The organism is Filifactor villosus (genome assembly GCF_042652965.1).
GTDB classification, from domain to species: Bacteria; Bacillota; Clostridia; order Peptostreptococcales; family Filifactoraceae; genus Filifactor; species Filifactor villosus.
The window spans coordinates 39,055-63,368 of the sequence record NZ_JBHSHL010000003.1; the positions used below are offsets into that span (position 1 = coordinate 39,055).

The 24,314-nt window shown below is 44.1% G+C and carries 23 protein-coding genes and 2 tRNA genes; 21 read left to right on the plus strand and 4 right to left on the minus strand.

What is annotated here, in order from left to right; all coding sequences use genetic code 11:
- The first annotated feature begins 5 nt into the window (after positions 1-5).
- From ACFO4R_RS00665 to ACFO4R_RS00675, 3 genes are all read left to right on the plus strand, one after another.
- Positions 6-1,118: a S1C family serine protease gene (locus ACFO4R_RS00665; protein ID WP_379787026.1), complete on the plus strand. Its 1,113-nt coding sequence runs from the start codon at positions 6-8 to the stop codon at positions 1,116-1,118.
- A gap of 386 nt (positions 1,119-1,504) precedes the next feature.
- Complete coding sequence (locus ACFO4R_RS00670) at positions 1,505-2,755, plus strand: DnaD domain-containing protein (protein WP_379787027.1); 1,251 nt, start codon at positions 1,505-1,507, stop codon at positions 2,753-2,755.
- 18 nt (positions 2,756-2,773) lie between these two features.
- Entirely contained in the window at positions 2,774-3,754 is a 981-nt protein-coding gene (locus ACFO4R_RS00675) for an ATP-binding protein (RefSeq protein WP_379787028.1), read from the plus strand.
- 217 nt (positions 3,755-3,971) lie between these two features.
- Here the strand turns inward: ACFO4R_RS00675 and cuyB are convergent, their stop codons facing one another.
- Positions 3,972-4,664 carry a cysteate racemase gene (cuyB, locus tag ACFO4R_RS00680; protein ID WP_379787029.1) on the minus strand — a complete coding sequence of 231 codons (693 nt, stop codon included), beginning with the start codon at positions 4,662-4,664 and terminating at the stop codon, positions 3,972-3,974.
- Positions 4,665-5,148: 484 nt separating this feature from the next.
- Positions 5,149-5,225: transfer RNA gene (locus tag ACFO4R_RS00685), tRNA-Arg, on the minus strand.
- A gap of 487 nt (positions 5,226-5,712) precedes the next feature.
- Between ACFO4R_RS00685 and ACFO4R_RS00690 the strand changes: the two genes are divergently transcribed.
- The 4 genes from ACFO4R_RS00690 to ACFO4R_RS00705 all read left to right on the plus strand — a co-directional run bounded on the left by ACFO4R_RS00690 (position 5,713) and on the right by ACFO4R_RS00705 (position 8,790).
- Positions 5,713-6,534 carry a hypothetical protein gene (locus tag ACFO4R_RS00690; RefSeq protein WP_379787030.1) on the plus strand — a complete coding sequence of 274 codons (822 nt, stop codon included), beginning with the start codon at positions 5,713-5,715 and terminating at the stop codon, positions 6,532-6,534.
- Entirely contained in the window at positions 6,522-7,064 is a 543-nt protein-coding gene (locus ACFO4R_RS00695; protein ID WP_379787031.1) for a hypothetical protein, read from the plus strand. The genes ACFO4R_RS00690 and ACFO4R_RS00695 overlap by 13 nt, the downstream gene beginning before the upstream one ends.
- Positions 7,065-7,227: 163 nt before the next feature.
- Positions 7,228-7,998, plus strand: a complete 771-nt coding sequence (locus tag ACFO4R_RS00700) for a hypothetical protein (RefSeq protein ID WP_379787032.1) — start codon at positions 7,228-7,230, stop codon at positions 7,996-7,998.
- 372 nt (positions 7,999-8,370) lie between these two features.
- Positions 8,371-8,790: a PH domain-containing protein gene (locus ACFO4R_RS00705; protein WP_379787033.1), complete on the plus strand. Its 420-nt coding sequence runs from the start codon at positions 8,371-8,373 to the stop codon at positions 8,788-8,790.
- A gap of 580 nt (positions 8,791-9,370) precedes the next feature.
- Here ACFO4R_RS00705 and ACFO4R_RS00710 read toward each other — a convergent pair.
- Positions 9,371-9,447 (minus strand) — tRNA-Pro (locus ACFO4R_RS00710).
- Positions 9,448-9,912: 465 nt separating this feature from the next.
- Here ACFO4R_RS00710 and ACFO4R_RS00715 point away from each other — a divergent pair.
- The 3 genes from ACFO4R_RS00715 (at position 9,913) to ACFO4R_RS00725 (ending at position 14,307) form a co-directional block, all read left to right on the plus strand.
- On the plus strand, positions 9,913-11,094 hold the full coding sequence (locus ACFO4R_RS00715; protein ID WP_379787034.1) for a stalk domain-containing protein: 1,182 nt from the start codon (positions 9,913-9,915) through the stop codon (positions 11,092-11,094).
- A gap of 540 nt (positions 11,095-11,634) precedes the next feature.
- Entirely contained in the window at positions 11,635-12,417 is a 783-nt protein-coding gene (locus tag ACFO4R_RS00720) for a dimethylarginine dimethylaminohydrolase family protein (RefSeq protein ID WP_379787036.1), read from the plus strand.
- 408 nt (positions 12,418-12,825) lie between these two features.
- Positions 12,826-14,307, plus strand: coding sequence for an alanine/glycine:cation symporter family protein (locus ACFO4R_RS00725; RefSeq protein ID WP_379787037.1), 1,482 nt, complete (start codon positions 12,826-12,828; stop codon positions 14,305-14,307).
- A 224-nt stretch (positions 14,308-14,531) separates the two neighbouring features.
- Here the strand turns inward: ACFO4R_RS00725 and ACFO4R_RS00730 are convergent, their stop codons facing one another.
- Positions 14,532-15,197: a GntR family transcriptional regulator gene (locus ACFO4R_RS00730; protein ID WP_379787038.1), complete on the minus strand. Its 666-nt coding sequence runs from the start codon at positions 15,195-15,197 to the stop codon at positions 14,532-14,534.
- Between the two features lie 1,247 nt (positions 15,198-16,444).
- Between ACFO4R_RS00730 and ACFO4R_RS00735 the strand changes: the two genes are divergently transcribed.
- From ACFO4R_RS00735 to atpC, 11 genes are all read left to right on the plus strand, one after another.
- A complete protein-coding gene (locus tag ACFO4R_RS00735) occupies positions 16,445-16,669 on the plus strand; it encodes an AtpZ/AtpI family protein (RefSeq protein ID WP_379787039.1) in 225 nt (74 codons plus the stop codon).
- 27 nt (positions 16,670-16,696) lie between these two features.
- Positions 16,697-17,077: an ATP synthase subunit I gene (locus ACFO4R_RS00740; RefSeq protein WP_379787040.1), complete on the plus strand. Its 381-nt coding sequence runs from the start codon at positions 16,697-16,699 to the stop codon at positions 17,075-17,077.
- Positions 17,078-17,164: 87 nt separating this feature from the next.
- On the plus strand, positions 17,165-17,872 hold the full coding sequence (atpB, locus tag ACFO4R_RS00745; protein WP_379787042.1) for a F0F1 ATP synthase subunit A: 708 nt from the start codon (positions 17,165-17,167) through the stop codon (positions 17,870-17,872).
- A gap of 38 nt (positions 17,873-17,910) precedes the next feature.
- Positions 17,911-18,456 (plus strand): ATP synthase F0 subunit C, encoded by a 546-nt coding sequence (gene atpE / locus ACFO4R_RS00750; protein ID WP_379787044.1) that lies wholly within the window; start codon positions 17,911-17,913, stop codon positions 18,454-18,456.
- A 22-nt stretch (positions 18,457-18,478) separates the two neighbouring features.
- The gene (gene atpE, locus ACFO4R_RS00755; protein ID WP_379787045.1) at positions 18,479-18,739 is read left to right on the plus strand and encodes an ATP synthase F0 subunit C; all 261 of its coding nucleotides are present in this window, start codon (positions 18,479-18,481) and stop codon (positions 18,737-18,739) included.
- 45 nt (positions 18,740-18,784) lie between these two features.
- Positions 18,785-19,303, plus strand: a complete 519-nt coding sequence (gene atpF / locus ACFO4R_RS00760; RefSeq protein ID WP_379787046.1) for a F0F1 ATP synthase subunit B — start codon at positions 18,785-18,787, stop codon at positions 19,301-19,303.
- The gene (gene atpH, locus ACFO4R_RS00765) at positions 19,291-19,836 is read left to right on the plus strand and encodes an ATP synthase F1 subunit delta (RefSeq protein ID WP_379787047.1); all 546 of its coding nucleotides are present in this window, start codon (positions 19,291-19,293) and stop codon (positions 19,834-19,836) included. The genes atpF and atpH overlap by 13 nt, the downstream gene beginning before the upstream one ends.
- A gap of 15 nt (positions 19,837-19,851) precedes the next feature.
- Positions 19,852-21,363: a F0F1 ATP synthase subunit alpha gene (gene atpA, locus ACFO4R_RS00770; protein WP_379787048.1), complete on the plus strand. Its 1,512-nt coding sequence runs from the start codon at positions 19,852-19,854 to the stop codon at positions 21,361-21,363.
- A gap of 27 nt (positions 21,364-21,390) precedes the next feature.
- Entirely contained in the window at positions 21,391-22,236 is an 846-nt protein-coding gene (atpG, locus tag ACFO4R_RS00775) for an ATP synthase F1 subunit gamma (protein WP_379787049.1), read from the plus strand.
- 19 nt (positions 22,237-22,255) lie between these two features.
- Positions 22,256-23,653, plus strand: coding sequence for a F0F1 ATP synthase subunit beta (gene atpD, locus ACFO4R_RS00780; RefSeq protein ID WP_379787050.1), 1,398 nt, complete (start codon positions 22,256-22,258; stop codon positions 23,651-23,653).
- 3 nt (positions 23,654-23,656) lie between these two features.
- A complete protein-coding gene (gene atpC / locus ACFO4R_RS00785) occupies positions 23,657-24,061 on the plus strand; it encodes an ATP synthase F1 subunit epsilon (RefSeq protein WP_379787051.1) in 405 nt (134 codons plus the stop codon).
- The last annotated feature ends 253 nt before the right edge of the window (positions 24,062-24,314 follow it).

A 24,314-nucleotide genomic window follows, 5' to 3' on the forward strand; every position in this document is an offset into this window, starting at 1 on the left:
TGGATATGGGCACAAAGAAATCCGTTTTTTTGTCAACCGTGGTAGGAGTGTTGGTCGGCTGTCTTCTTTCCGTAACAGCAATGCCTTATTTTTTGGAGAGAGCGGGACTGAGTATTCAAAGAAATGACATTGAATCGACAACCTCGAAGAGTGAAAAATTGGAGAAGGTAACCTATGTGGAAACTACGGACAATATTTATAAAGAGGTGGCGAAAAAGGCTATGCCCTCGGTGGTAGGAATTCAGACGACAACGATGTTGCGTAACGATTTTTGGGGCTTTACCTACCCGGCTACCGGAGTGGGTACGGGAATCATTGTTCGGGAAGACGGTTATATTTTGACCAACTACCATGTTGTGGACGGAGCGGAAAGCGGAGGAGTCAATGTATTGCTCTCCGACGGGACCAAAGAAGAAGGAGAGGTCGTATGGGGCAACTCCAATATGGACTTGGCGGTGATCAAGATCGACAAGAAGGGACTTCAAGCTGCAGAACTTGGAGACAGTAGTGCCTTGGAAGTAGGAGATCTGGCGATTGCCATCGGAAACCCGCTTGGACTGGAGTTCGAGAGGACGATGACGGAAGGGATTGTCAGTGGATTGAACCGTAGCTTACAGGTGGATTCGGAGCATGTTATGGATAATCTGATCCAGACTTCGGCAGCGATCAACCGAGGAAACAGCGGAGGACCTCTGTTGAACTCCAAGGGTCAGGTAATCGGAATCAATACCTTGAAAGAAGGTGCGGGAGAAGCGTTGGGCTTTGCTATTCCTATCAATTCTGCCAAACCGATCGTAGATCAGGTAATCAAGACGGGTAAGGTCGAAAAGGTGGTTCTCGGTATTAAAGGCCATGATGTAGACGCATTCAGACAAATGACCGGAGAAGACTACGGTGCCAAAGATGGAGGCATTATCGTCTTTAAGGTATATCCCGACACTTCTGCAAAGCAGGCGGGATTGAGAGAACTCGATGTTATCGTTGAAATGGACGGAAAAAAGATAAAAAGTATGGAGGAACTGTCCACCCTTCTATATTCCTACAAAAAAGGAGATAAGGTCGAGCTTACCATTATGCGAGACGGCAAGGAGATCAAGACACAAGTGCATTTCCGATAAGTGATATTCATACATCAAAGAGGGTCGAAAGGCCCTCTTTTTATGTATGATAGGCACAGGTGTTCTCGAGAAGATTATTTATATCAATGGTTTATACTATCCTTCCTTTGAGTTGTGGATATAAACAATCTGTGCCCCATAGAAGATAAACCGATGTTTCGTAGGTTGAAAAACAGATGTATCCATACTTCTATCGGAGAATAGTATCACACACGGTTAAAATTGAGATGATCTTCTGAAAAAGACACGGCATACAGATCCATCGGTTGCACAAAAAGACGTCATATCCGACCGCCTGTGTCCTTTATTGCGAAAGAAGGGGGGATATGATAGAATAATTATATCGGAGAAGAAAGAACGTATAGACAAAAGAATGAGGAAGACTTATGTTTTTTAAAGAAGAAATACATCGTGAAGCATTGGATACACCGATACCCAATGTGTTTTTTTCGCAGGTTCTGCCCATTGTGGAACCTCTGTTTTTGAAGATCTACCTCTATGGATATTACCTGTGCCAGGGAGAACAGAGTGAGACCTTTGACAATCGGTTTCTTGCCGAGACCCTCAATGTATCTCTCGATGACGTTATGCAGGCATGGGATTTTTTTGAGAGCTGTAATTTGATTGCAAAGCACAGGCCGGAAGGGGCGGACACCTGGGACTATTCGGTGGAGTTTAAGAATCTCAAACGATTTTATAATGCAAGGGGAGAGGTCGACATCTCTCGGGAGAGGGCTCTGGTCTTTAAGAAAAATGAAGAGTATGAGAAGATGTACGACAAGATCGAATCGATCCTTGGAATGATTGTTATGAGCCATCAACAGAGGAGTATCAACGAGTACATCTCTACGCATAATATTTCGAAGGAGCTTGTGGTGGAGGCATTCCGCTACTGTGTGCACAATCGAGGCTCAAGGTCCGTCAACCATGCGATGTCCATCCTGCGTATCTGGTACTCCGAAGGAGTTCGTACTGTTGAAGACCTGGGCGATTTTTTGATGCAGAGGGGGGAACGCTACGGGATCTACAAAAAGGTACTGTCCTTCCTTGGCGAATACCGTCTTCCGACCAAGGCGGAGGAGAAACTGATAGACAAGTGGATCGACGAATACCGTTTTGGGATCGACGTTATAGAAGAGGCATTTTCCAAGGCGACGGCGATCAAATCTCCGAATATGAGATACGTTGACGGAATCCTTCGCAATTGGAACGAGCAGACGGGAGAACTCAACCTCCGAAAGAAGGAAAATGCACAAAAAAAAGACCCGACCCTATTTCGGATCCATATATTGGAAGAACTCGGAATTGCAAGAGATCCTCTTACGAAGGAGGACATCAAGGCCCTGCGTTATCTCTATGAACACTTCAGCCTGGAGGAGATCACCAAGACCATCGAATATATGAAGAAACTCAACTACAAGAAAAGTATCAGGGAACTGTATCGCTTGATGAAGTATCCGACGGTGGATGACATCAAACATCGCAAGCAAGAGACGAGCGAGTTTGAGATCGGTCGTGAAGAAATACGGGAGGTCCTATCGAGGAAGAAATTGACCAAGCAGGAGGAACGGGAGAGAGAGTTGGAAGAAGAACTGAAACTTCTGAGCAAACTACGGACCGATTGGAGCGAGGGATAGATGAAGGAGGTGTAAGTCATGGATAGAAACATACAACTCATCTATGAAAAGAGAAGGGATGCGGCAAGAAAAGGCTCTGAAGAACGCAAAAAACAGATCTATCGAAACCATCCCCATATCGAAGAAGTAGATAGGGCGATAGCTAACGAACATATTCAAATAGGCCGATCCAAAATCATGGGTATCGACACCCGTCCTATGGAAGAAGAACTCGAACGACTTCGAAACAAGAGAAAGATCTATCTGGAATACGCCAAACTCAAAGAAGAGGATTTCAAGGTCAGATATCTTTGCGAATATTGTAGCGATACAGGTTATCTTTTGGACAGGCAGGGAAGGTATATTCCCTGTAACTGTCTTAAAGAGCTTGTGAGCAAGGACATCCAGAAGGGATCCAACATGGGTTCGCGGATCGAGAGGGAGAACTTTGAATCCTTTAAAGAAGAAGTGTTCGATGATGAAAAGCCCATCGAGGTCGACGGAAGGGCGGTGACCCAACGCCGGGTAATACGCAGGATTCGAAAAAATATGGAGGTTTTTTCGGAGAACTTGGGAAAAGGAGAAAAGAGCGTTGTGCTTTGGGGAAATACCGGACTTGGCAAAAGCTATATGTCCTGTTGTGTCGCCAAGAGGGCGATGGACGATTGCAAAACCGTGATCTACTTTACAGTAAGGGAGCTCATCCACTGTTTGGAGACCTACACCTTTCGCAGGGAGGAGTATGAAAAACTCTATAAACACTCTACGAGGAATTTGATCTTTGAGTCGGACCTGCTTATCATTGACGACCTCGGAACCGAGATGGTCAACCAGTTTGTGGAAGCCGAACTCTTCCATATTATCAACTCAAGGATCGAAAAACAAAGGCAGATGCTGATCTCCACCAATAAAAGCCCCTTGGAACTGCGTGAACTGTATAAAGAAAGAATTTATTCTCGGATGGTAAAACACTTTAATTTTTATCGTTTTGTCGGAGAAGATGTCAGAAGAAAGGTATAAACTCCATTCTGTCTCAAAGCTGCTGTGTGGAACAGGTGTGTTTCGCAAGCGATATTTGTTTTTTGCAGTTACCTCTCTGTTGCGGATATGGCATATCAGTGGGATAACAATATAAAAAGCCTTGTAGTTTGCAAAGACACAAGGCTTTTATAATCCACATAAATCTTGTAAGAACGGGAAACACCATCGATTCTATCCGAACAAAGGATAGTTCTTCCTAAAGGGAGAAGGCGAATTCCACGGCACGTTGTGCGAGGATGAGCGAGGAGTCGAAGACCGGATGAGAGAGACCATATTGTTCAAACAACAGAGGAGATTCCGTGCAGCCCAAGATGAAGTGGTCTCCGCCCTTGTCGATAAAACGACGGAGAAGACGTTCAAACGGCGAAACTTCCATCGGAGTTCCCGACTTGATCGCATAGAGCATATCCATAATCAGTTGTTTTTCATCCTCGTCAGGTAGGAGAAGCTCCGTTTCTTCCTGCTCAAAAAAACGCTCGTAGAGACCGCAGGAATAGGTGCCTTTGGTTGCGATCAGAGCAACCCTCTTGATTTCGTCGCGTTGCAAGACTTCCTTCACGGTTTCCTCCACAATGTGGAGGAAGGGAAGGGAGGTTTCTTTTTTGATCTCCTTATAGAAATAGTGGGCGGTATTGCACGGCATAACCAGAAACTCCGCTCCGGATCTTTCCAAAAAACGTGCAGACTCAATCAAAGACTCCAACGGACTGTCCGTACCATTGAGTATATAGTTGGTCCTATCGGGGATCGTTGTCCTGTTGTCTATGATCATCGGAATATGCTCCTGATCTTTTGTGGCAGGAGTAAGTCGGATCACCTTCGTGGCGAAATCCATTGTCGCCAGAGGGCCCATACCGCCGATCACCCCCATTAATTTAGCTTGTTTCATAAATTTGTATATTCCTTTCCTCTCGGTCGAATAAAACGGTCAAAAGCCTTCAGAGTTCGAAGAAGTTCCCTTATACTTCCATCCGATTACATATCCGGATGGTATGACTCGATGATAACAATGCTGAGACCGTTTTCGATAACTGTATCGTCCACGCATAAACAGTCCGATCAAGTCTCGGTCTTGGTGAAAAACTTTAAACACCGAAAAATTTTTATGAGAGAATGATCTCGGATAAGTGCACGATGTTCTATACAGTGCTTATACTATATCATTTATAGAGGGAGAAAAAAAGTGCTTGCCCCAATTTTTCACCCCGAAATCCCGCTGCCTTGCTTGAGATTGATCTTCCTTCTGTTAAGAGAAGACCTGGAAGGACGGTTCGAAGAAAAGAGAGTCCGGTATTACCTCTACTTTCTTACTAACAAAAAAATAAAATGACACGATGAACATCATGTCATTTTATCCCGCTGTTCAAACATTCTGGTGTACCCAGAGGGATTCGAACCCCCGACCTTTTGGTTCGTAGCCAAACACTCTATCCAGCTGAGCTATGGGTACGCAATAACCATCCTTTGAACACTAAAAAGTATACAATCAAATAGGAGCTTTGTCAAGGGCTTTCTTTTAAAAAGAGAAAGAGAGTCAGGAGAGCGGTTGTATTTGCAATCTCGGATACAGAGGAGTCTAAGCGAGATCCCGCATGATTCAAAGAAGCATGAAACGGGCTTTATCATACTATTCTCCATTGGAAATGCCGGGCAGGAACTCCATATCATTACCGAAAAACAATTTGGAGGACGGTGTGCTTCAAAATATTCCGCTTGTCAATTTTAATAGGCAATTATATAGAAGAGGTATTGTCCTAAACTCCTTCGTTACCGCTGTGTCATCTGTAAATCAAGGGCAAAGATACGGCATGCCCTTGTGAGGGATTTTCTAAGGATATCTGTAAAAACAGGGATTGAATCGTTTTTGTGCTGTGAGATCTATGGTATGATTGAAGAAAAGGGAAGGGTTACACAAGAGAAACGGAAAGGAAGGGCTTATGGCGATCGATGGAGTAAAAATTATTGACAGTGACAGTGCTTATGACATCTATAACTCCGTTACGCAGAGGTATAAAGACGGAGAAGATGTGGAGGCGATAAGACAGGATTGGTTACGGGAGGCGGAGAATTTTTGTATCGATGAACTATACGAAGAGATCTATTGGACCGCCTTTGCCTATTCTCTTTGGAAGGTCGGATACAAAGAGGATGAGGTTCGAAAGAAGGCCTTGGAGCTTATAGAGGGCGGGGCCTGTGAACTGTGGAAGGAGATCGACGAAAAAGCCCTCAAGCAAAGGCAGAAAGCCCTCGACAAGCTGGCTCTCCATCTTCAGACGGACAATCCGAAACCTTTGAGGAGACCGAAGATAAAGAAACAAAAAGAGCCTCATTTTCAAGAGGGAGATGTACTGGTCGTCGAGATGCCTCAAGGCTACGGTCTTTGCTTTGTATCCAGGGTGGATCGGTCGGTAAGAAAAATAGAATACCATCTTGCCTGTACAAGATATTTGAGCGATGTTTATCCCACAATGGATGACTTCCTGAGAAGTGAGATCGCCTGTGGAAGCTATAACCGTGAATTTGCACTGCAAACGGATTGTTGGTTCAACCATAAGGACTTGGGCGATTTGCTCCCCTGTCTGACAAAGCTGGGCAGGGTTCGTTTTCAGACCTATCACCTTTTTCTGCTTTCTCCTGCAAGCACCTTGGAGGACCTTTATAGGCAGATTGTGAAGGAAAAAGAAGTTCTCGGACCGTTGCAAGAGGTTTACGGATTGATAGAAGAAGTGGTTTCACAGGAGGAAGCATGCGTACTTTAAAGGAAGTGTTGAACGGTAGAGAGGAATATTCACAGGATCTTTTTGTGAGGATATTGGACGAGGTGCGTGAACTTGGTGAGATCGACGAGATCAGAGAACGTACAGATGAGGACTTGTTCCGTTTTTTTGTCGCAGGAAACCTCGTGGGAGGATGGAAGGCGGACGGATGGTGGGAGCTGATCTGCAACTATCCGCAGTGGGTCTCGTATATTCCACAGACTTTGGAAATTTTGAACTTGCCGGAGATGAAGAAGGCCTTTGAGAGGGTCATCGATTGTTTCCCCGAAAGCACCGTGTTTGCATATACGGATACCTATATAGATACGGTAAACTTTCTTCAAAACGTCCGGTTCAAGATCAGTGATGAATATTTGAACAGCTTCTCCAAGGATAGGAGAAAAGAAATGTCCGAAGAACTGCACAAAAGCATCGATGAGCTGGAAGAATTGACGGAGGAAGTATGGGGTTACCAAGCGAAAGAAAAAGGTTGGGGGAGCGTAATCGACTTTGTTGAGAGGGTAAAGGGGTAGGAAGACGGTTTGTTCAGGAAGTTTTTCTGTGGTGTTTGTGTCCCGAAATACGGGATAAGAGTAGGAAACACAGGGGAATTGTTTTAAATTTGTAAACTATCGACAGAGCAAATCGGGTATAATGAAAACAGGAAACAAATGAATGTTGAAGGAGAGGTTGGAAATGAAGAAGATCTTAATAACCACATTGATGCTTACCGTCAGCACGATGTTACTTTTCGGATGTAAAGAAAAAGAAGTCACGCAAGAACCTGCACCTGCACCGCCTACGCAGGAAACTGTCGTGCAGGAGCCCGAGAAACCCGCAGAGCAGGAGAGTTCAAGAGAAGACCTGTTGGCGATTTTTCCGCAGGACGACACACAGAGGTATTATCACGGTTATGCGGAGTTCGGCTACGCCTCCAAGTTCGCGGGAGAAAGTAAGAACGGAACTTCCGATGTCTTGAAGTACGAGGGCTATATGGTCGACGGAGAGGGAGACGACCCCAATGACAGAACATTTGTGGAAGAGGTTGAGATTGCAGAAGACGGAACGGTAACCTTTAAGACCGAAAAATCCAAGTCTTTCGGTCTCTATGACTCCTTGCACTTGAGAGACAGTATTATCGAAAATCAAATCATATTAAAACTCCCCTTGGAACAAGGTACAAAGTGGGAGCAGACCTTTAACTTTAAGGGAAAAGAATTGGTTGCACAAAATGAGTTGGTCGAAGCCGAAGGTGAGAAGGGAAGTCGTACCTATAAAGTACAGACCGTTGTCAAAAACGTCGAAGACTTCTTGGACAATACCTATACGGAAACAAGGGTATATCAGGACGGAAAGGGTCTGGTACAATTTGAGAACAGACTGCCCCTGTCGATCTTCTCGTCGGATGCTCCCGGCTTGACGCAAGAAGATTACTCTTTTGCTTACAGCCTTGTAGAGGCACAATAGAAAGAAGACTGCAAAACATAAGGAGATCACATCTGCAAGAGCCCTGTGAGAGTGCGAGGGCTCTTGTGGAGTGATGTTTTTTTTATAACTGAGGAAAGGCGGATGTACGCTTGTCTGTTTGAAATAGGAGGGAATACGAATCTGCGACAGAAGTGTGGTTATGTCTGAACCTGTAAGCGTAAAGCTCTGTTTTATCACTCATAAAAAGAAGGACGTTGATATTAGTAGTTCAAGCGGATAATTGTATAGACGCAAGGTGTCATCGTCGAACAATAATTTGGAAGGTCGTGGTTTGAAGCTTTGAAGTAGGCAACTTAAACGGGTAGTAGTATCAGAAGGCAATGCAAGTGGACAGTATTAAGGAGGATTCTTATGAGGTTCAAAGGAAAAGTGGGAGGATGGTTTTATGCAACGATGCTTTTTGTAGCAGTTGTTACTGTTCCGACCCTTATCAGAGGGGCAATGTTTGATTATGATCTGTTTGCCCTGATTATTAACTGGGCAGTCTTTGTTTTGGTGGAAGGTTTTTTTGTTTCGATTCTGCTCTTTAACTATGTGGAACTTAAAGAAGGAACACTCTTTATTCGCTTCGGGCCTATCAAAACACAGATCCCCTACAGTGACATCGTTTCACTCTCAAAGACGAACAATCCCCTGTCTTCCCTCGCCGCCTCGCTTGACAGGATAGAGATAAGAAGAAAGGCCAAATCGGGGCTTATGATATCGATTAAAGACAAGGAGAGGTTCTTTGAGGAAATCAAAAAAATCAATCCCGATATCAAAATCTTTTAGGAGGGCTTCCCCGATACTTCCTGGTCTTTTTATGCTGACAAAATTAGAAATCCCAAACTACTATTCTTTTGACTTATGGATATAAACGATCTGTAACAATAGAAGATAGAATAATTTTTCGTAGTCAAAAGAGAGGTATATCCATACTGCCGGTGTAGTGACATATTGATATTTACCCTTACTTAGATCCTCGTTATAATGCAAAAACACTCTTAACATAGTTTGAGTTTATATGAATTTCAACATGTCAATGTACTAGTGGAGAATAGTATAAAATCCTCCCTCCCTTTTATAAAATACAGAAAACTTGTAAAACCTATATCATTTCGCTTTTTTTGAATCAAACGGCACTTATGCTGTTATTCATTTGAATTCTTGATATCAATATCCTTCGGTTATGGGAGATAAAATAGGGTTTTGTGCTTGTAAGTGTGAATATAACAACGCTTCTATCGAAAAATAGTATTACTCATTCCATATGGTGTTCGATTACAGAGATGGAAGCGACACGCGGATGCAGACCTTGTCATTTGCAAAGAGAATAAAAAAAGAACTGTTGAATTCAACAGTTCTTTTTAAATGGTCGGAATGACAGGACTTGAACCTGCGACCCCTTGACCCCCAGTCAAGTGCGCTACCAAACTGCGCCACATCCCGATGTTAATATTATAATAACAGGATTTGGCAAAAAAATCAACCGAAAAACGGAAAAATTTTGCATAAGTGCAAAAACGTTTTGTTTTAGGCATCGCAGTAACATCTCCACAACTGCGTTCTCCGATTGAATTGTAAGATAAAAATAACAGAGCATTATCGAAAACGCTTTGAGAGAAAACTGCATGAGCAGTCAAGTCATTTAGTGAGAAACAGTACAAAAGAAGAACAAAAACAATCCGAGCGTAAGTGTATAGAACACACCGTTTTAAAAATACGGGGCGAAACATGAACTGTAGACAAATAAATTGGAAATTATCTAAAAAATCAGATATAATAAAAATAATAAAGACGGATCGCTGTCGGTGAGGGTAAGAGAAACAATGGACAAAACCGAAAGGAGGAACAGAAGTTAGGATAGAAGAGGGGAGAAAATGAACTGTTTGATACATAAGAGGAGGTAGGACCATGTCAGGAACCGAAAAACAAAGAAAAGTTATCGGTATATTCATTTTTTTTACAATTTGCTTTATGGTGACGGTGGGGAATGTGTTTGCGGATAAAGACATCCGAGTGGTCATAAATGGAGAACCCATGTACTCGGAGGTCTCTCCGATCCTTGACAATGCAAGAGTCTTGGTACCGCTTAGAGCGATTTCGGAGAGTTTTCGATATGCAGTGTCGTGGGATTCCAAGACAAAGACGGTACGTATCAGGAGCAAGAACGATCTTTTGGAGATTCCCGCGAACAAAAACATCTACAAGAAAAACGGCAAACAAAAGAAGAGCGATGTTGCTCCGAAGCTGAAGAACGGAGTTGTCTTTGTTCCGTTGAGAATGATCGCCGAAGAATTCGGTTGTGAAGTACAGTGGAAAAAGGCGGAAAACAAAGTTGTGATACAAAGCTATCGTGTGGTGGAGGTTGCAGATGAACTCAGTTTCCTCAAAAACATAGGCAGCGACACCAAGCTGATACTCACAGGCAAAGAGTATGTCCTGTCAAACGTTATGGAGGTCTCCAATCCGAATATCAAAAGCATAGATGTCTTTGACGGTCAGGAACATGTGATAAAAGGAGTTGAAAATCTGGAGATCGTAGCGAAGCCCGGAACAAAACCCGTACTTCTGGTCAGACCGAGGTACTCCGATGTACTTTCTTTTGAAGATTGCTCCAACATTACAATCCGCGGTGTAAAGGCGGGACACACGGTCGAATCGGGAAGTTGTACGGGAGGAGTCTTCGACTTTAGGAATACAAAGAAGGTCCTGATCAAAAACTGTCGTCTGTACGGCTGCGGAACTTATGGAGTGACAGGACAGAATTCCGAGTCCATAAAGGTGCTGAATACCGAAATTTACGAGTGTACTTACGGTTGTGTAAGCTTCGAGAGTTGTAAGGACATCAGCTTTGCCTCCTGCGTCTTTAAGGATTCTCAGGAATTTTCAATGTTCGAGTTCTCAAACACAAGTAATGTCCTGATCAGAGACTCCCACATCCGAAATAATAGGAGTACGGAGAGATGGCCCTTTATCTACGCTTTGGGAAGCCAAAACATTGAATTTGCACGTTGTAAGTTTTATGGCAACAGCTACGATATATTGAAGTATGAAGATGCGGTAAAGTTTCGAGACTGTTATATTGAAGATTAGCGTAACGGCATGTTGGGACTTATACTAAGAAAACACCGCAAAAAGGCAACGCCCGATTTTTCTCTGAGGGTCTAAAATGCGAAAGCTTTTTACATCAATGACTTCAATCGTCTTATCCTTTGTATGACATTGATTCCGTGCTGTTTTTTCTGCGGTACTGCCCTAAATATATCGGTGTGCGGGAGGGTATGATCGTTTGGGAAGATGAGAGTCTCTTCGGCTCCATAATTCCTGTTGAGGGACGAAAACTGATAGAAGACAATAGAATACAATATATTTAAGATGACCGGAAATTACAGATCCGGTCGTCTTTTTGTATTTAATACTATTATTCTTTTGAGTTGTGGATATAAACAATCTGTGAACAATAGAAGATAAAACAATTTTTCCTGTTGTTTTGAGGAAGACGGGGCGAAAGTGTCGAAGTTATAAAAAACGATCAGGGAGCGGAAAAATAGGAATTGACAAAAACAGGAAGCGATGATATCTTATATATAAAATAAAATATATTGTATACAATATATAAAAGGAGGAAGTTTTATGTTTAAAAACATTGTTGTCAGACGACCCGGAAAAAGTATTTGTGATGGAATTACGAGCGCTCCCGAACTGGGCAAACCAATTTATGAGTTGGCGTTAAAACAGCACGATGCTTACATAGAAGCATTAAAAAAATGTGGATGTGAAGTTACGGTTTTAGAAGCAATGGAAGAGTTTCCGGACAGCTGCTTTGTTGAAGATACCGCTGTTTTGACAGATAAGGTTGCGATTATTTCAAGACCGGGTGCTTCCACTCGACAAAAAGAATCGGGATATATCGTCGAAACGATTAAGAAGTTTTATCCTGAAGACAAGATAGAATACATTGAAGCTCCGGGAACTATGGAGGGCGGAGATGTGATGATGGTTGGCAATCATTTCTACATTGGAAAGTCGGAGCGAAGCAATGAAGAAGGATGCAGACAATTCATCTCTATATTGGAGAAGCATGGGCATACGGGATCTGTTGTTGAAATGAAAGAGATGTTGCATTTAAAAACGGGTGTAAATTATCTCGAAAACAACAATCTCTTGGCGGCAGGAGAATTTTTGGAAAATCCGGAGTTTGACAAGTATAATAAGTACGAGATCCCACTTGATGAAGCGTATGCGGCTAATTGTATTTGGGTAAATGATAAGGTGATTGTTCCCGAAGGATATCCGAAAGTAAAGGCAATGGTTGAAAAAATGGGATACGAAGTGCTTACTGTTGACACCTCGGAATACAGAAAAATAGACGGCGGTCTAAGTTGCCTGTCTCTTAGATTTACATCGTTGAAATAAAAAATATTGCTTGGAAGGTCTTGTATCAAAAATTATGTTTTTTCTGATCTGTCCTTTGGTTTTCGAGGACGGATCGAGAAAACATAATATGAGAAAAGCAGGCGGTTTTTAAACAGATCGTATTTGAGTTTTGTTTTGCGTATAGGAAGACAGTTCAGCTTGTTGTGCTTGTAATAGGAGATTGCTTATCCCATTACTTAAAGAAATAAATAGAGGTAGATCCTATGCCGGTCTTATCAGAGGTAGAACCGGGTGTGAATAGGCTGTTTGAAAGTTGGAATCATATTCAAGGCAGGTGTTTTCGAGCAGTATAGTATTTCAGACAATTCCTTCAAGAGGCTGATCTTGTGAAAAATATACATATTTTTAAGATATGTTTAAAATATCTTTCGTATAAGGAGGTTTACCGTGAATATATCCGAATTGATTACAGTTATCGTGTATGATTATCTATGGGGTTTGCCCCTGGTGGTTTTAATTCTAGGTGTTGGAGCTTATCTGACTTTTAGGACAGGTTTTTTCCAGTTTAGTTTCTTTGGTCGTTCCATTCAACTCGCCAAGAAAAGTGTTATGGGAGATAAGGCAGATTCCCCGGGCGATAAAGCGGGGATATTATCTTCTTTTGAGGCAATGAGTATGGCACTTGGAACAACGATCGGGGTCGGAAATATAGGAGGAGTTGCCGCCGCCATTGCTCTGGGAGGACCGGGAGCTGTATTCTGGATGTGGATAGCAGGATTATTCGGTCTGGTTGTAAAAACGGTAGAGATTACTTTAGCGGTATACTACCGTTCTAAGAATAGCAGGGGAGAGTCTTACGGCGGACCGAATTATTATATTCATAAAGGGATCGGGATTGAAAAAAACAAGAAAATGCTTGCAAAACTGTTGGGAATCTTGTTTGCTTTCGGATATGTGTTGGCGATCTTTATCAATATTCAAACCTACACCGTATCTGAAGCGGTTGCAGGGACGTTCAATTTCAACATAAACGTGGTGGCTGTGGTTTATACGATTGCACTTTATATAATGATAAGTGGAGGAATGAAACAGTTGGGCAAGATTGCAACTATAATTGTTCCGTTTATGTGTATCTTCTATATCGTCGGAGGATTGATCGTAGTTTTGTTAAACATACAAAATTTGATTCCTTCTTTCGGTTTGATTATAGCATCGGCATTTACAAAAACAGCTGCCGTGGGAGGGTTTGCGGGAGCAGGTGTGAAGTTGGCCCTGACTTCAGGTTTGAGTCGTTCGGTATTCAGTAACGAAGCAGGTTGGGGATCCGCTCCGATGATCCATGCATCTGCAAAGATAAACCACCCTCTTAAACAAGGACTTTTAGGAATTTTTGAAGTGTTTTTTGACACGGTTGTTGTTTGTAGTTTGACAGCCTTGGTTATCATTATCACCGGACAGTGGTCAAGCGGACTGGACGGAGCTACGTTGACTTTAAGCGCCTTCGAGAGCGGAATGGGTTCGTTTGGAAGAATTATTTTGACAGTGGGGATTTTCTTCTTCGGGCTGACTACGTCAAGCGGAGTCTATACTCAGATTGAAGTCGTATTGAGATATATTTTGGGTGATACAGCGTTAAAGGAACGGTTGCTGACGGGATATAAATGGTTCTATCCGATACCCAGCGCCGCACTGGTATTTATCGCTTCCAAGCACGGACTCCCCGGAACAACCGTTTGGCTTATTTCGGATGCGGCAACTGCATTTCCTATTTTTGCAAATATGATAGCGCTATTTATGTTGACACCTGTCTTTTTGAAATTGGTGGAGGACTATAAGGCGAGATATATGAAAAAGGGGAGTGTAGACCCGGATTTCAATGTCTTTTATGAGGGAAGTAACGAGGAAAACAAGGTGGATAGAGCAAGCTAAACGATGTCAAACCATAAGTAGAGATACTCGAGAAAAGCTGTGGATATAGAGCCCATGCTGAAGTTTGGTTCAGGTGTGGAGACATGTGACATACAAACTGTTTTGAAACTTGTCGGGTGAGATCTGCCGATAGCAACAATTCAAATAGAGGACAGTACCAAACTGCATGAAGTTTGAGTATGTAGAGCGTGGTTTGTAAAGATGAAAAAAAGATTTATCGGATATTACTCCTGATAAATCTTTTTTTCGTCTAAAGAATCCATTTCAGCGTAGTTTAGATTCCAGTGTTGCTTGAGTTCTCTTTTTAACTTATCTAAATTTTTCTCTTTGAAACAATGGAAGATCTCACGATGTTCCCGGTTGGTATTAAGCAGAATATCTCGAACACAATTGCTCTTCTCATTCGGGTAACTTTGTCGAATAAAACGCTTTTTGAGCCTGAAAATCGTGTCGATCAGTGGTTGGTTGTCCGTTCGAAGAATATATATGTTGTGGAAATCCATTTGAAGTTTGTAATAATCACGGAACTCATAACGCAGAATGGCATCATCCATTTTTTCTAATAATGCCTGCATTTGAGCCAAATCTTCTTCGGATAATTTCCGGATGGCAATTTCCGCAGCCATTACATCTAAGTTGGAAATTACCGCATAGAGGTCTTGAGCCTCCTTCATAGTCAGGGCCTTTACTCGAAATCCTCTTCTGGGTGTTATTTCAAGCAGACCGTCACTACTTAATTGAATAAGAGCCTCTCGAACCGGAGTTCTGGAAACTCCCAGTTTATTGCATATTTCCTGTTCGTTGATTTTTTCGTTGGCATCCAAACTTTTGTTTTTGATTTCATCGGATATATAATTGTAGACATGTTCTTTTAAAGATTGATAAATCAACAGATCACCCCCTAAAATAATATATATTATACCATAGAATCATCTTGGGCTTCACTATATTTTAAAAAACGACAGGCATAAGTTTTTTATCGAACAAATAGATTGGATCTTGAGCAGGATTGAGAAAAGACCCCACATACGGTACAAAACATCGTATAGAATACAGATACCTGTATGGTAGAACATCTTCCTGTTTAAGTTGTACACTGTCCAATCGGACAAGGGACACAAGCTTGAAACTTTCGCTCGGATGCAAAAAGAGGGATTTACAAAAATAATATACACAGGCGAACTCGTTATTTGCCTGTGAGTTTACAAGGTGGGCAAATCTTTCAAATCAATCGGAGATTTTATCCTTGACTCCCGACAGAATGTATATGATTTTCTTGAATAGTTCGATATTGAATTGCTCCTGCCTATTACATAATTATGGAACTTGAATTGCACCGATAGAAATTGTAACGACATTGTATAAAAGAGGGAGGAATTGCTTGAACTTGTGTGTTGTTCTTTGGATGACACAAGAGGATTACAATTTTTTGTCAAATATTTAGAAAACCAATCAATGTATTCGAAAAATTTATTCTTTTTCGTGGAATTATGCTTAAAAATCAAGTATAATAATAAAATAAAGGAAAAACCGCACGATAAACAGGTAACGAGAAGCAAAACAAACCGTCCTTATACTATTATTCCTTTGAATAATGGATATCAACGACTTGCACTCCATAGAAGAGAAAACGAATTTTCGTGGTTGCAAAACAGATATAGCCATACTTCTATCGAAGAATAGTATTAAACAAGAAGGATGGCGTATAATTCTGAAAACACATTTTTTTGTTGTTTCTCGAAATACGAAAATCCTGTCAAACCAATGTGTTTGAGAATGTAGTTATGAAGAACGATGGATGTCAAGCTGCTTTTTCGGGTGCGGGATTGCCTGAGGAATGGACGCCCCAAGCGTCGCCTTCCGGTTCGGTAAGGGATGTTCCCATATCGAATCATTCACAGTACTCTCTAAAAGGTATCCGTACGTTACCTTGCTCCTACTGAAAACATTTTTTGCCTGTCAAAACGCAGTGAGGCTTGTAGCTGAATAAGTACGCTGTTTAGGACTTGTAGGATGTTATTTCGTCTTAGGGGTTGTCCGGTGAATAACTTGGGTTTTATAGTGGTAAGTAGTATAAACGAGCAGGACGGAAAATGATCAAAACGTGCAAGAGCGTTCAAAGGCAAGGGAAGGAACTATGGCTAAGAACCGAAATGACATTATGTATACGATTTCTCTGATGATGCAGTTGGGGATCTCGATCATAGCACCTGTTATTTTGGTGATTATGCTTACCAAATGGTTGATTGCACGCTATCATTGGAGCGAGAACCTCCTTCTGATTTCTATTTTGGTCGGCCTGACGGCAGGTTTTTTGAATGCGTATAAATTGCTTTCAAGGTTTTTCAAAAAGAAGTTATAAGACCGACAGGTGTGGGGTGCAAGCGCTTTGGATAAGACAATTTTAAAATTTCAGGCAGAACTAGCGATAAAAACGGTGACAGTGGCTGTCGTTATTGCCGTTTTGTCGTTTTTTTTATTGAAAGAACCCAAGCCTTTTATCCTTGGACTCGTCGTAGGAGTGGGGGTAAGTCTGCTTCAGTTCAGGCAGATGGCGATCACTATGGAGAAGGCGGTCAAGATGCATGCGTCTTCTGCACAACGCTATGCCGCCATCCACTATTTCATCCGTTTTATCACGATGGGAGCGGTGCTGTATCTCTCAATCAAGTCGAGCAACGTCCATTACTTGGGCGTTATCATAGGTTTCTTGCTGCTCAAGTTTGTCATCTTCGGTACAAACATCCTGAACATCCTGTTTCGCAAGTGATGTCGGGCTGTTGTATAGATAAGCCTTCCTTGCAGGCGGTTTGCCTACAGGAGAGGGTATTACTTATTTTAGGAAAGGGGGAACAATATGGGCAACGAAGGTTTCGGACCATATATCTTATATGAAACCTCATTCGGGTTAAAGATCACCGAGACCCTGGTCGTCAGTTGGATCATTATTGCTGTGTTGATCCTTTCGTCTTATCTTTTGACAAGAGATCTCAAAAAGGTTCCAAGAGGAGTACAAAATGTACTTGAGGCCTTGGTCGGTGCGGTCTATGATATGGTCGAAAGTACCATGGGTAAGAACAGGACGAGTTTTGCACCCTACATCGGTTCGCTGATGTTGTATCTGGCATTTGCCAACCTTGCGGGGCTGACCGGTTTTTTGAGACCGCCGACAGCGGACCTCAATACGACTTTCGGTTTGGCACTGATTACCTTCTTTATGTGTCATGTCAATGGAGTTCGTGCAAAGGGGCTTGGGACCTATCTCAAAGGGTTTACGGAGCCGTTCTTTCTGCTTACGCCGATCAACCTCATCGGAGAGATTGCAAACCCGATCTCACTGTCTTTCCGTCTGTTCGGAAACGTTGTGGGCGGTATGATCATTATGAGTTTGGTCTATGGAGCGTTGGCAGGACTGTCGAAGAGTCTGTTCGGGATGAGTTTTCCGATCTTGGAATTCGGTTTTCCGGTACTGCTTCATGTCTATTTCGACGTGTTCTCCGGTTTGTTACAAACCTTTATTTTTGCAATGCTGAGCATGGTTTATATTTCAGGCTCCATAGAGTAGACCTGTGAAGCAAATATTCGATACAAGGAGGGAGTTTATTGAATCAAACTGATTTTATCAATCAATTTTTTAGTTGGTTGATGACCTTTGATCGAAAATCGTTGATTTTTGCAGCATCGGCTCTGGGAGCGGGGTTTGCCATGATAGCGGGAATCGGACCGGGGATCGGCCAAGGCTATGCTGCAGGAATGGGAGCCGAAACGGTGGGTAAGAACCCCAAGGCTCAAAAGTCGGTTACTATGGTAATGCTGCTCGGTGCGGCGGTTGCCGAAACTTCCGGCATTCTGGCCCTTGTCATTGCACTGATATTGCTCTTCGGAAATCCGCTTATCAATCTCCAAGGTTCAGTCATTGTCATTATGGCATCGGCGATCGGAGCGGGTATCTCCATGATAGCGGGAATCGGACCGGGCATCGGCCAAGGTTATGCGGCCGGCAAAGGAACGGAGGCTTCGGGAACCAGGGTGGAGTATCAATCTCTTATTATGAGGGCGATGTTCATCGGTCAGGCGGTAGCGCAGACAACAGGGATCTATGCACTCATCATTTCACTGATATTGATGTATGCAAATCCGTTTTTATAAAAAAGATTAGGAGGAAAAGACTATGCAAGGAATAACAGGACAAGATTTGATTTATGCATGCTCGGCAATCGGAGCGGGTTTGGCTATGATAGCGGGGATCGGACCCGGGATCGGTCAAGGTTTTGCAGCCGGAAAAGGTGCAGAAGCGGTAGGAAGACAGCCGGAAGCGCAGGGAGATATCATCAAGACGATGTTGCTCGGTGCGGCGGTTGCGGAGACGACAGGTATCTATGGACTGATCATTGCATTGATCCTTATTTTCGTAAAACCCTTCACGAGTTAAGAAAAGACGAACGGGATGAGAAACTATAGATAAGGAGGGGATTCTTTGAACCTTATAAAAGAAGGACTCGTCGCCCTCGGAGGCTGGCAGATCCTTTTGACAATGCTCAATACCTTGGTGCTGTATCTCGGGTTGAAACGTTTCCTGTTCGAACCGGTCAAAAACTTTATGGATGAACGCACGAAGTCGATCGAAGATCAGATCTCTCAGGCGCAAGAAAAGGAAGAACTGGCGGATAAGAAACTCAGCGACTATGAAGAGCGTATCAAAAACGCCAAGGAAGAAGGAAGAGAGATTGTTCGTCTTGCCAGACAAAACGCAGAGAAACAACACGATGAGATCGTTGAACATGCAAAGGCGGAAGCGGAGCAGATCTTCAAGAAGAAACAGGAGCAGTTGAAGAGAGAAAAGCAACAGGCGGTTCACTCCATCAAAAATGAGATCGGCGATATTGCATTGATGGTAGCTGAAAAGGTAATACAAAAAAATCTGACAACGCAGGATCAGTCGCAGTTGATCGATGAGTTTATCAATAGTGTAGGTGATACGAAATGGGAGAACTAGCACACGAACGCTATGGAAACCTGCTGTTCCAAGTGGCACAGGAAGAAGCGATACATTTTGAAATCTACCGACAACTGGAGTATATCGGGGAGGTCTATCGACAGGAGGAAGAGTATATTCATCTTCTCAAAAGCTCCTATTTTTCGAAACAGGAGAGAAGGGAGATGGTCGATAAGGTCTTTGCTCAAAACTGTCATCCCTATATCGTAAACTTTTTGAAGATATTGGTGGACAAAGAGAGAATCGGAGCTTTTCCCGAGATCTTTGAAATGTATAAGAAGAAACACTGTGAACACGAGAACATCAAAGAGTTTTTTGTAACAACGGCAGTAGAAATGACAGAAGAACAGAAACAAAGACTTACAAAAAAACTCGAAGAAGCAAATCCGAACAAAAAAATCGAACTCAAAAACCTCGTTGACAACTCCATCCTCGGCGGAATCAAGATAAAAACCGACGACAAGGAACTCGACAGGAGTTTTGAGAGTATGCTCAAAGATATGAAGAAAGACTTACAAGAGACCATTATATAGAAAGGCGGTGAACCTATGGATATCAGACCGGATGAGATAAGTGCCCTGATAAAGGAACAGATCAAAAACTACGGACAGAAGTCGCAGTTGCAGGATGTAGGTAAGGTTATGGAGGTCGGAGACGGGATTGCCAAGATAAGCGGCCTCGACAACTGCATGTCCGGAGAACTTCTCTCCTTTGATAACGATGTCTATGCAATGGCACTGAATCTGGAGGAGAATTCCGTGGGGGCGGTCATGCTCGGCCTTGATAAGGATGTCAAGGAAGGTCATACCGTAAAAAGAACGGGGAACGTAGTACAGGTCCCCGTAGGAGAAGAACTTCTGGGGCGTGTAGTCAACGCACTGGGACAACCGATCGACGCAAAGGGACCGATCAAGGCGAGCACCTATATGCCCATCGAGAGAAATGCTCCGGGGATCATTGAAAGACAGAAGGTAAATCAACCCCTGCAGACGGGGATTAAGGCGATAGATTCCATGATACCGATAGGAAGAGGACAGAGGGAGCTTATTATCGGAGACCGTCAGACGGGAAAAACAACCATTGCCATAGATACCATCATCAACCAAAAGGGAAAGGACGTCATCTGCGTCTATGTTGCCATCGGGCAGAAACTTTCGACGGTTGTTCAGGTCGTTGAGACTTTGGAGAAAAGCGGAGCGATGGACTATACCGTTGTCGTTGCGGCCACCGCATCCGAGCTTGCGCCTCTCCAGTACATCGCCCCCTATGCGGGCTGTACCATGGGCGAATACTTTATGGACAAGGGCAAGCACGTTCTGTGCATCTACGACGACCTGTCCAAACACGCAGTCGCCTATCGGGCACTGTCCCTCCTGCTTCGACGTCCGCCGGGACGGGAAGCTTATCCCGGAGATGTATTCTACCTGCACAGCAGACTGCTCGAGAGGGCGGCGAAACTTTCCGATGACAAGGGAGGAGGTTCTCTGACTGCCCTTCCCATCATAGAAACTCAGGCGGGGGACGTGTCGGCATATATTCCGACCAACGTCATCTCCATCACGGACGGACAGATCTTTTTGGAGACCGAACTCTTCCACTCGGGAGTACGTCCCGCGGTAAACCCCGGGATATCCGTATCGCGGGTAGGAGGGGATGCGCAGGTAAAACCGATGAAGAAGGTCGCGGGGACCTTGCGTTTGGACTACTCCCAATATCGTGAACTACAAGCCTTTTCGCAGTTCGGTTCCGACCTCGATGCAGACACCAAGGCGCGTCTCGATCAGGGGGAGAGGATTGTGGAGATCCTCAAGCAGGAACAGAACTCTCCCTTCAAGGTGGAAGAACAGGTTATGATCATCTATGCCGCCAACCACGGCTACCTCAAGGAAGTCGAACTTGAGAAGATCCGTGAGTACGAGAAGGGGCTGTTCTCCTTTATGAGGGAAAACTATCCGGATCTTGGAACCTCGATGATCGAAGAGAACAACATCAGCAAAGAGCAGGAAGAATTGTTGAACAAGGCCTTGGGCGAGTACACCCTTGAATTCAAAAACCGATAACGGGTTTCGAGCAGAAGGGAGGTCTTTATGGCAGTAGGGATGAAAGACATCAAAAATCGCATCAAGAGCGTTGAAAGTACGATGCAGATCACTAAGGCGATGGAGCTTGTGGCATCGTCCAAGCTGAGGAAGGCAAAGGAAAAAACGGAGAAGTCCAAACCTTTTTTTGATACGATGTACCGTACGATGAAACAGATCGCAAACACGACCAACGATTTTTCGTCTTCCTATGTGAGGTCGGGAGAAATCAAGACCTCCGGTTACATCATCATAGGAGGAGACAAGGGTCTTGCGGGAGGCTATAACGCCAATTTGTTTCGCAGGAGCGAAATGCAGCTTAAGGGCAAGAAAGCCAAACTCGTCGTCGTAGGGAAGAAGGCGATCGAATATTTTGAGAAGAAGGGCTACGATGTCGCTTATAAATTTCCGGATTTTGCGGAAACGATAGACTTCGTGCAGGCAAATCAACTTGCAAGCGTGGTCTTGGAGCTGTTTAACAAAGGCGAGATCGATGACCTGACTTTGATCTATACCGAGTTTGTCTCCGCACTCACACAAAACGTACAGGTCAAGAAACTTCTTCCGCTTTATATAGAAAAAGAAGATTATGAATACAAGGCTGTTGTGTACGATCCGTCTCCGACGGCAGTATTTGACAGCATCATACCCATCTATTTGGAGGGCGTACTCTATGCCGCCGTATTGGAGGCCTTTGCATCGGAGCAGGGAGCACGGCGTACCGCTATGGAAGCGGCGAACGATAACGCCAAGGAGATGATAGAGCAGCTCAACCTGCTTTACAACCGAGCACGACAGGCCAATATTACGCAGGAACTCTCGGAAATCGTATCGGGAGCGGAAGCACTCAAGTAGACGGAGGAGGAAAACGCATATGAATCAACGAAACGAAGGGAAGGTAGTGCAGATTATCGGGGCGGTACTCGATATTCGCTTTGACAGCGCGCATCTTCCCAACCTTAAGAATGCAATTGAAATAGAGCACGACGGCAAAACCCTCATCGTGGAAGTGGCACAGCACATTGGAGAAGATGTTGTGCGTTGCATCGCGATGAGTTCTACCGACGGTTTGGTTCGAGGAATCAAGGCTGTAGATACGGGAGGCCCCATCCGCGTACCCGTGGGAAACAAGACCTTGGGAAGGATCTTCAACCTCTTGGGAGAACCGATCGACAACGGCAGCGAGGTTAAGACGGAGGAGTCCTGGCCCATTCACAGAGAACCGCCTTCTTACGAAGAGCAACAGACCACTGCCGAGATTCTGGAGACGGGAATCAAGGTCATCGACCTGATCTGTCCCTACCAAAAAGGAGGAAAGATAGGACTCTTCGGAGGTGCCGGAGTAGGAAAGACCGTCATCATCATGGAACTTATCAACAACATTGCCAAACAGCACGGAGGCTTGTCCGTCTTTACGGGAGTAGGAGAGAGGACCCGTGAGGGCAACGACCTGTATAACGAGATGAAGGAATCCGGAGTTATCGACAAGACCGCCCTGGTCTTCGGTCAAATGAACGAACCACCGGGAGCGAGGATGAGGGTAGGTCTTACGGGACTTACCATGGCGGAATACTTCCGGGACAGAGAAGGGCAGGACGTACTCCTCTTTATCGACAACATCTTCCGTTTCACCCAGGCGGGTTCGGAGGTATCGGCCCTGCTCGGACGGATGCCTTCCGCCGTAGGATACCAGCCCACCTTGGCAACCGAGATGGGAGCCTTACAGGAAAGGATTACCTCGACGAGGAAGGGCTCCATCACTTCGGTTCAGGCGGTCTATGTACCTGCGGACGACTTGACCGACCCGGCTCCGGCAACCACCTTTGCCCACTTGGATGCGACCACGGTACTTTCCAGACAGATTGCGTCACTGGGAATCTATCCGGCGGTGGATCCGCTGGACTCCACCTCGAGGATATTGTCGCCCGAGGTCTTGGGCAAGGAGCACTACGAAGTCGCAAGGGGAGTGCAATCCATCCTCCAAAGACTCAAAGACTTGCAGGACATCATTGCCATCTTGGGAATGGATGAGCTCTCGGAAGAAGACAAACTCACGGTATCTCGCGCGAGAAAGGTGCAGAGATTTCTCTCCCAACCGTTCAGTGTCGCAGAACAGTTCACGGGGATGGCGGGAAAATATGTACCGCTCAAAGAAACCGTTCGGGGTTTTAAAGAGATTATTGAAGGAAAACACGACGATATTCCCGAATCCGCCTTCCTCTTTGTGGGAAGTATAGATGAAGCGATCGAAAAAGCGAAAAAGGGGGAATAGCCTATGGCAACATTTCGCCTCCACATCGTAACTCCCGAAGGGACCTTTCACGATGACGAAATTGATCTTCTCGTTGTGAGGACCAGCGAAGGAAATGTCGGGATCAAGAAACACCATATCGATTATGTTGCAAAGGTCGATATAGGAAAGATCGAGATCATCAAAGGCAAGCAGAAGACCTATGCGGCTATTACCGACGGAATCCTGCTCGTCGATCAGGAAAAGACCACTATTTTGACAAGGGCGGCGGAGCGTCCCGAAGATATCGATATGCGTCGTGCCGAAGAAGCTAAACAAAGGGCCGAGAAGGTGATGCAGAGCTGTAAGAGAGACGACATCGAATACAAGATCGCGGAGCTCAAGCTCAAAAAAGCCCTGAACCGCATCGATTTGAAGAAAAACCCCTAAGAGAAGTGTCGGGATTTGATTGATACTATTTTCCGTTTGAAATGCCGGGTACACAAAATATCCAATTGCCGAAAAGCGATTTAAAAGAAAAAGATAATTTTCATAAAAAATTTATGAAAGTTATCTTTTTTTTGTTTACATACCCATATAGTGTCCAACCGGATCCGTATAATAAAAACAGAAAGACGGCAAGAGAGATGCAAAGAGAAGAGATATTTACAAAACATGGGAGGTGAGGCGTGAGACAAGACGG

Excerpts from the sequence above, each read along its gene's own strand:
- ACFO4R_RS00665 (WP_379787026.1), top strand. The coding sequence starts at position 6 with ATGGGCACAAAGAAATCCGTTTTTTTGTCAACCGTGGTAGGAGTGTTG.
- ACFO4R_RS00670 (WP_379787027.1), top strand. The coding sequence starts at position 1,505 with ATGTTTTTTAAAGAAGAAATACATCGTGAAGCATTGGATACACCGATA.
- ACFO4R_RS00675 (WP_379787028.1), top strand. The coding sequence starts at position 2,774 with ATGGATAGAAACATACAACTCATCTATGAAAAGAGAAGGGATGCGGCA.
- cuyB (WP_379787029.1), bottom strand. The coding sequence starts at position 4,664 with ATGAAACAAGCTAAATTAATGGGGGTGATCGGCGGTATGGGCCCTCTG.
- ACFO4R_RS00690 (WP_379787030.1), top strand. The coding sequence starts at position 5,713 with ATGGCGATCGATGGAGTAAAAATTATTGACAGTGACAGTGCTTATGAC.
- ACFO4R_RS00695 (WP_379787031.1), top strand. The coding sequence starts at position 6,522 with ATGCGTACTTTAAAGGAAGTGTTGAACGGTAGAGAGGAATATTCACAG.
- ACFO4R_RS00700 (WP_379787032.1), top strand. The coding sequence starts at position 7,228 with ATGAAGAAGATCTTAATAACCACATTGATGCTTACCGTCAGCACGATG.
- ACFO4R_RS00705 (WP_379787033.1), top strand. The coding sequence starts at position 8,371 with ATGAGGTTCAAAGGAAAAGTGGGAGGATGGTTTTATGCAACGATGCTT.
- ACFO4R_RS00715 (WP_379787034.1), top strand. The coding sequence starts at position 9,913 with ATGTCAGGAACCGAAAAACAAAGAAAAGTTATCGGTATATTCATTTTT.
- ACFO4R_RS00720 (WP_379787036.1), top strand. The coding sequence starts at position 11,635 with ATGTTTAAAAACATTGTTGTCAGACGACCCGGAAAAAGTATTTGTGAT.
- ACFO4R_RS00735 (WP_379787039.1), top strand. The coding sequence starts at position 16,445 with ATGGCTAAGAACCGAAATGACATTATGTATACGATTTCTCTGATGATG.
- atpB (WP_379787042.1), top strand. The coding sequence starts at position 17,165 with ATGGGCAACGAAGGTTTCGGACCATATATCTTATATGAAACCTCATTC.
- atpE (WP_379787045.1), top strand. The coding sequence starts at position 18,479 with ATGCAAGGAATAACAGGACAAGATTTGATTTATGCATGCTCGGCAATC.
- atpH (WP_379787047.1), top strand. The coding sequence starts at position 19,291 with ATGGGAGAACTAGCACACGAACGCTATGGAAACCTGCTGTTCCAAGTG.
- atpA (WP_379787048.1), top strand. The coding sequence starts at position 19,852 with ATGGATATCAGACCGGATGAGATAAGTGCCCTGATAAAGGAACAGATC.
- atpG (WP_379787049.1), top strand. The coding sequence starts at position 21,391 with ATGGCAGTAGGGATGAAAGACATCAAAAATCGCATCAAGAGCGTTGAA.
- atpD (WP_379787050.1), top strand. The coding sequence starts at position 22,256 with ATGAATCAACGAAACGAAGGGAAGGTAGTGCAGATTATCGGGGCGGTA.
- atpC (WP_379787051.1), top strand. The coding sequence starts at position 23,657 with ATGGCAACATTTCGCCTCCACATCGTAACTCCCGAAGGGACCTTTCAC.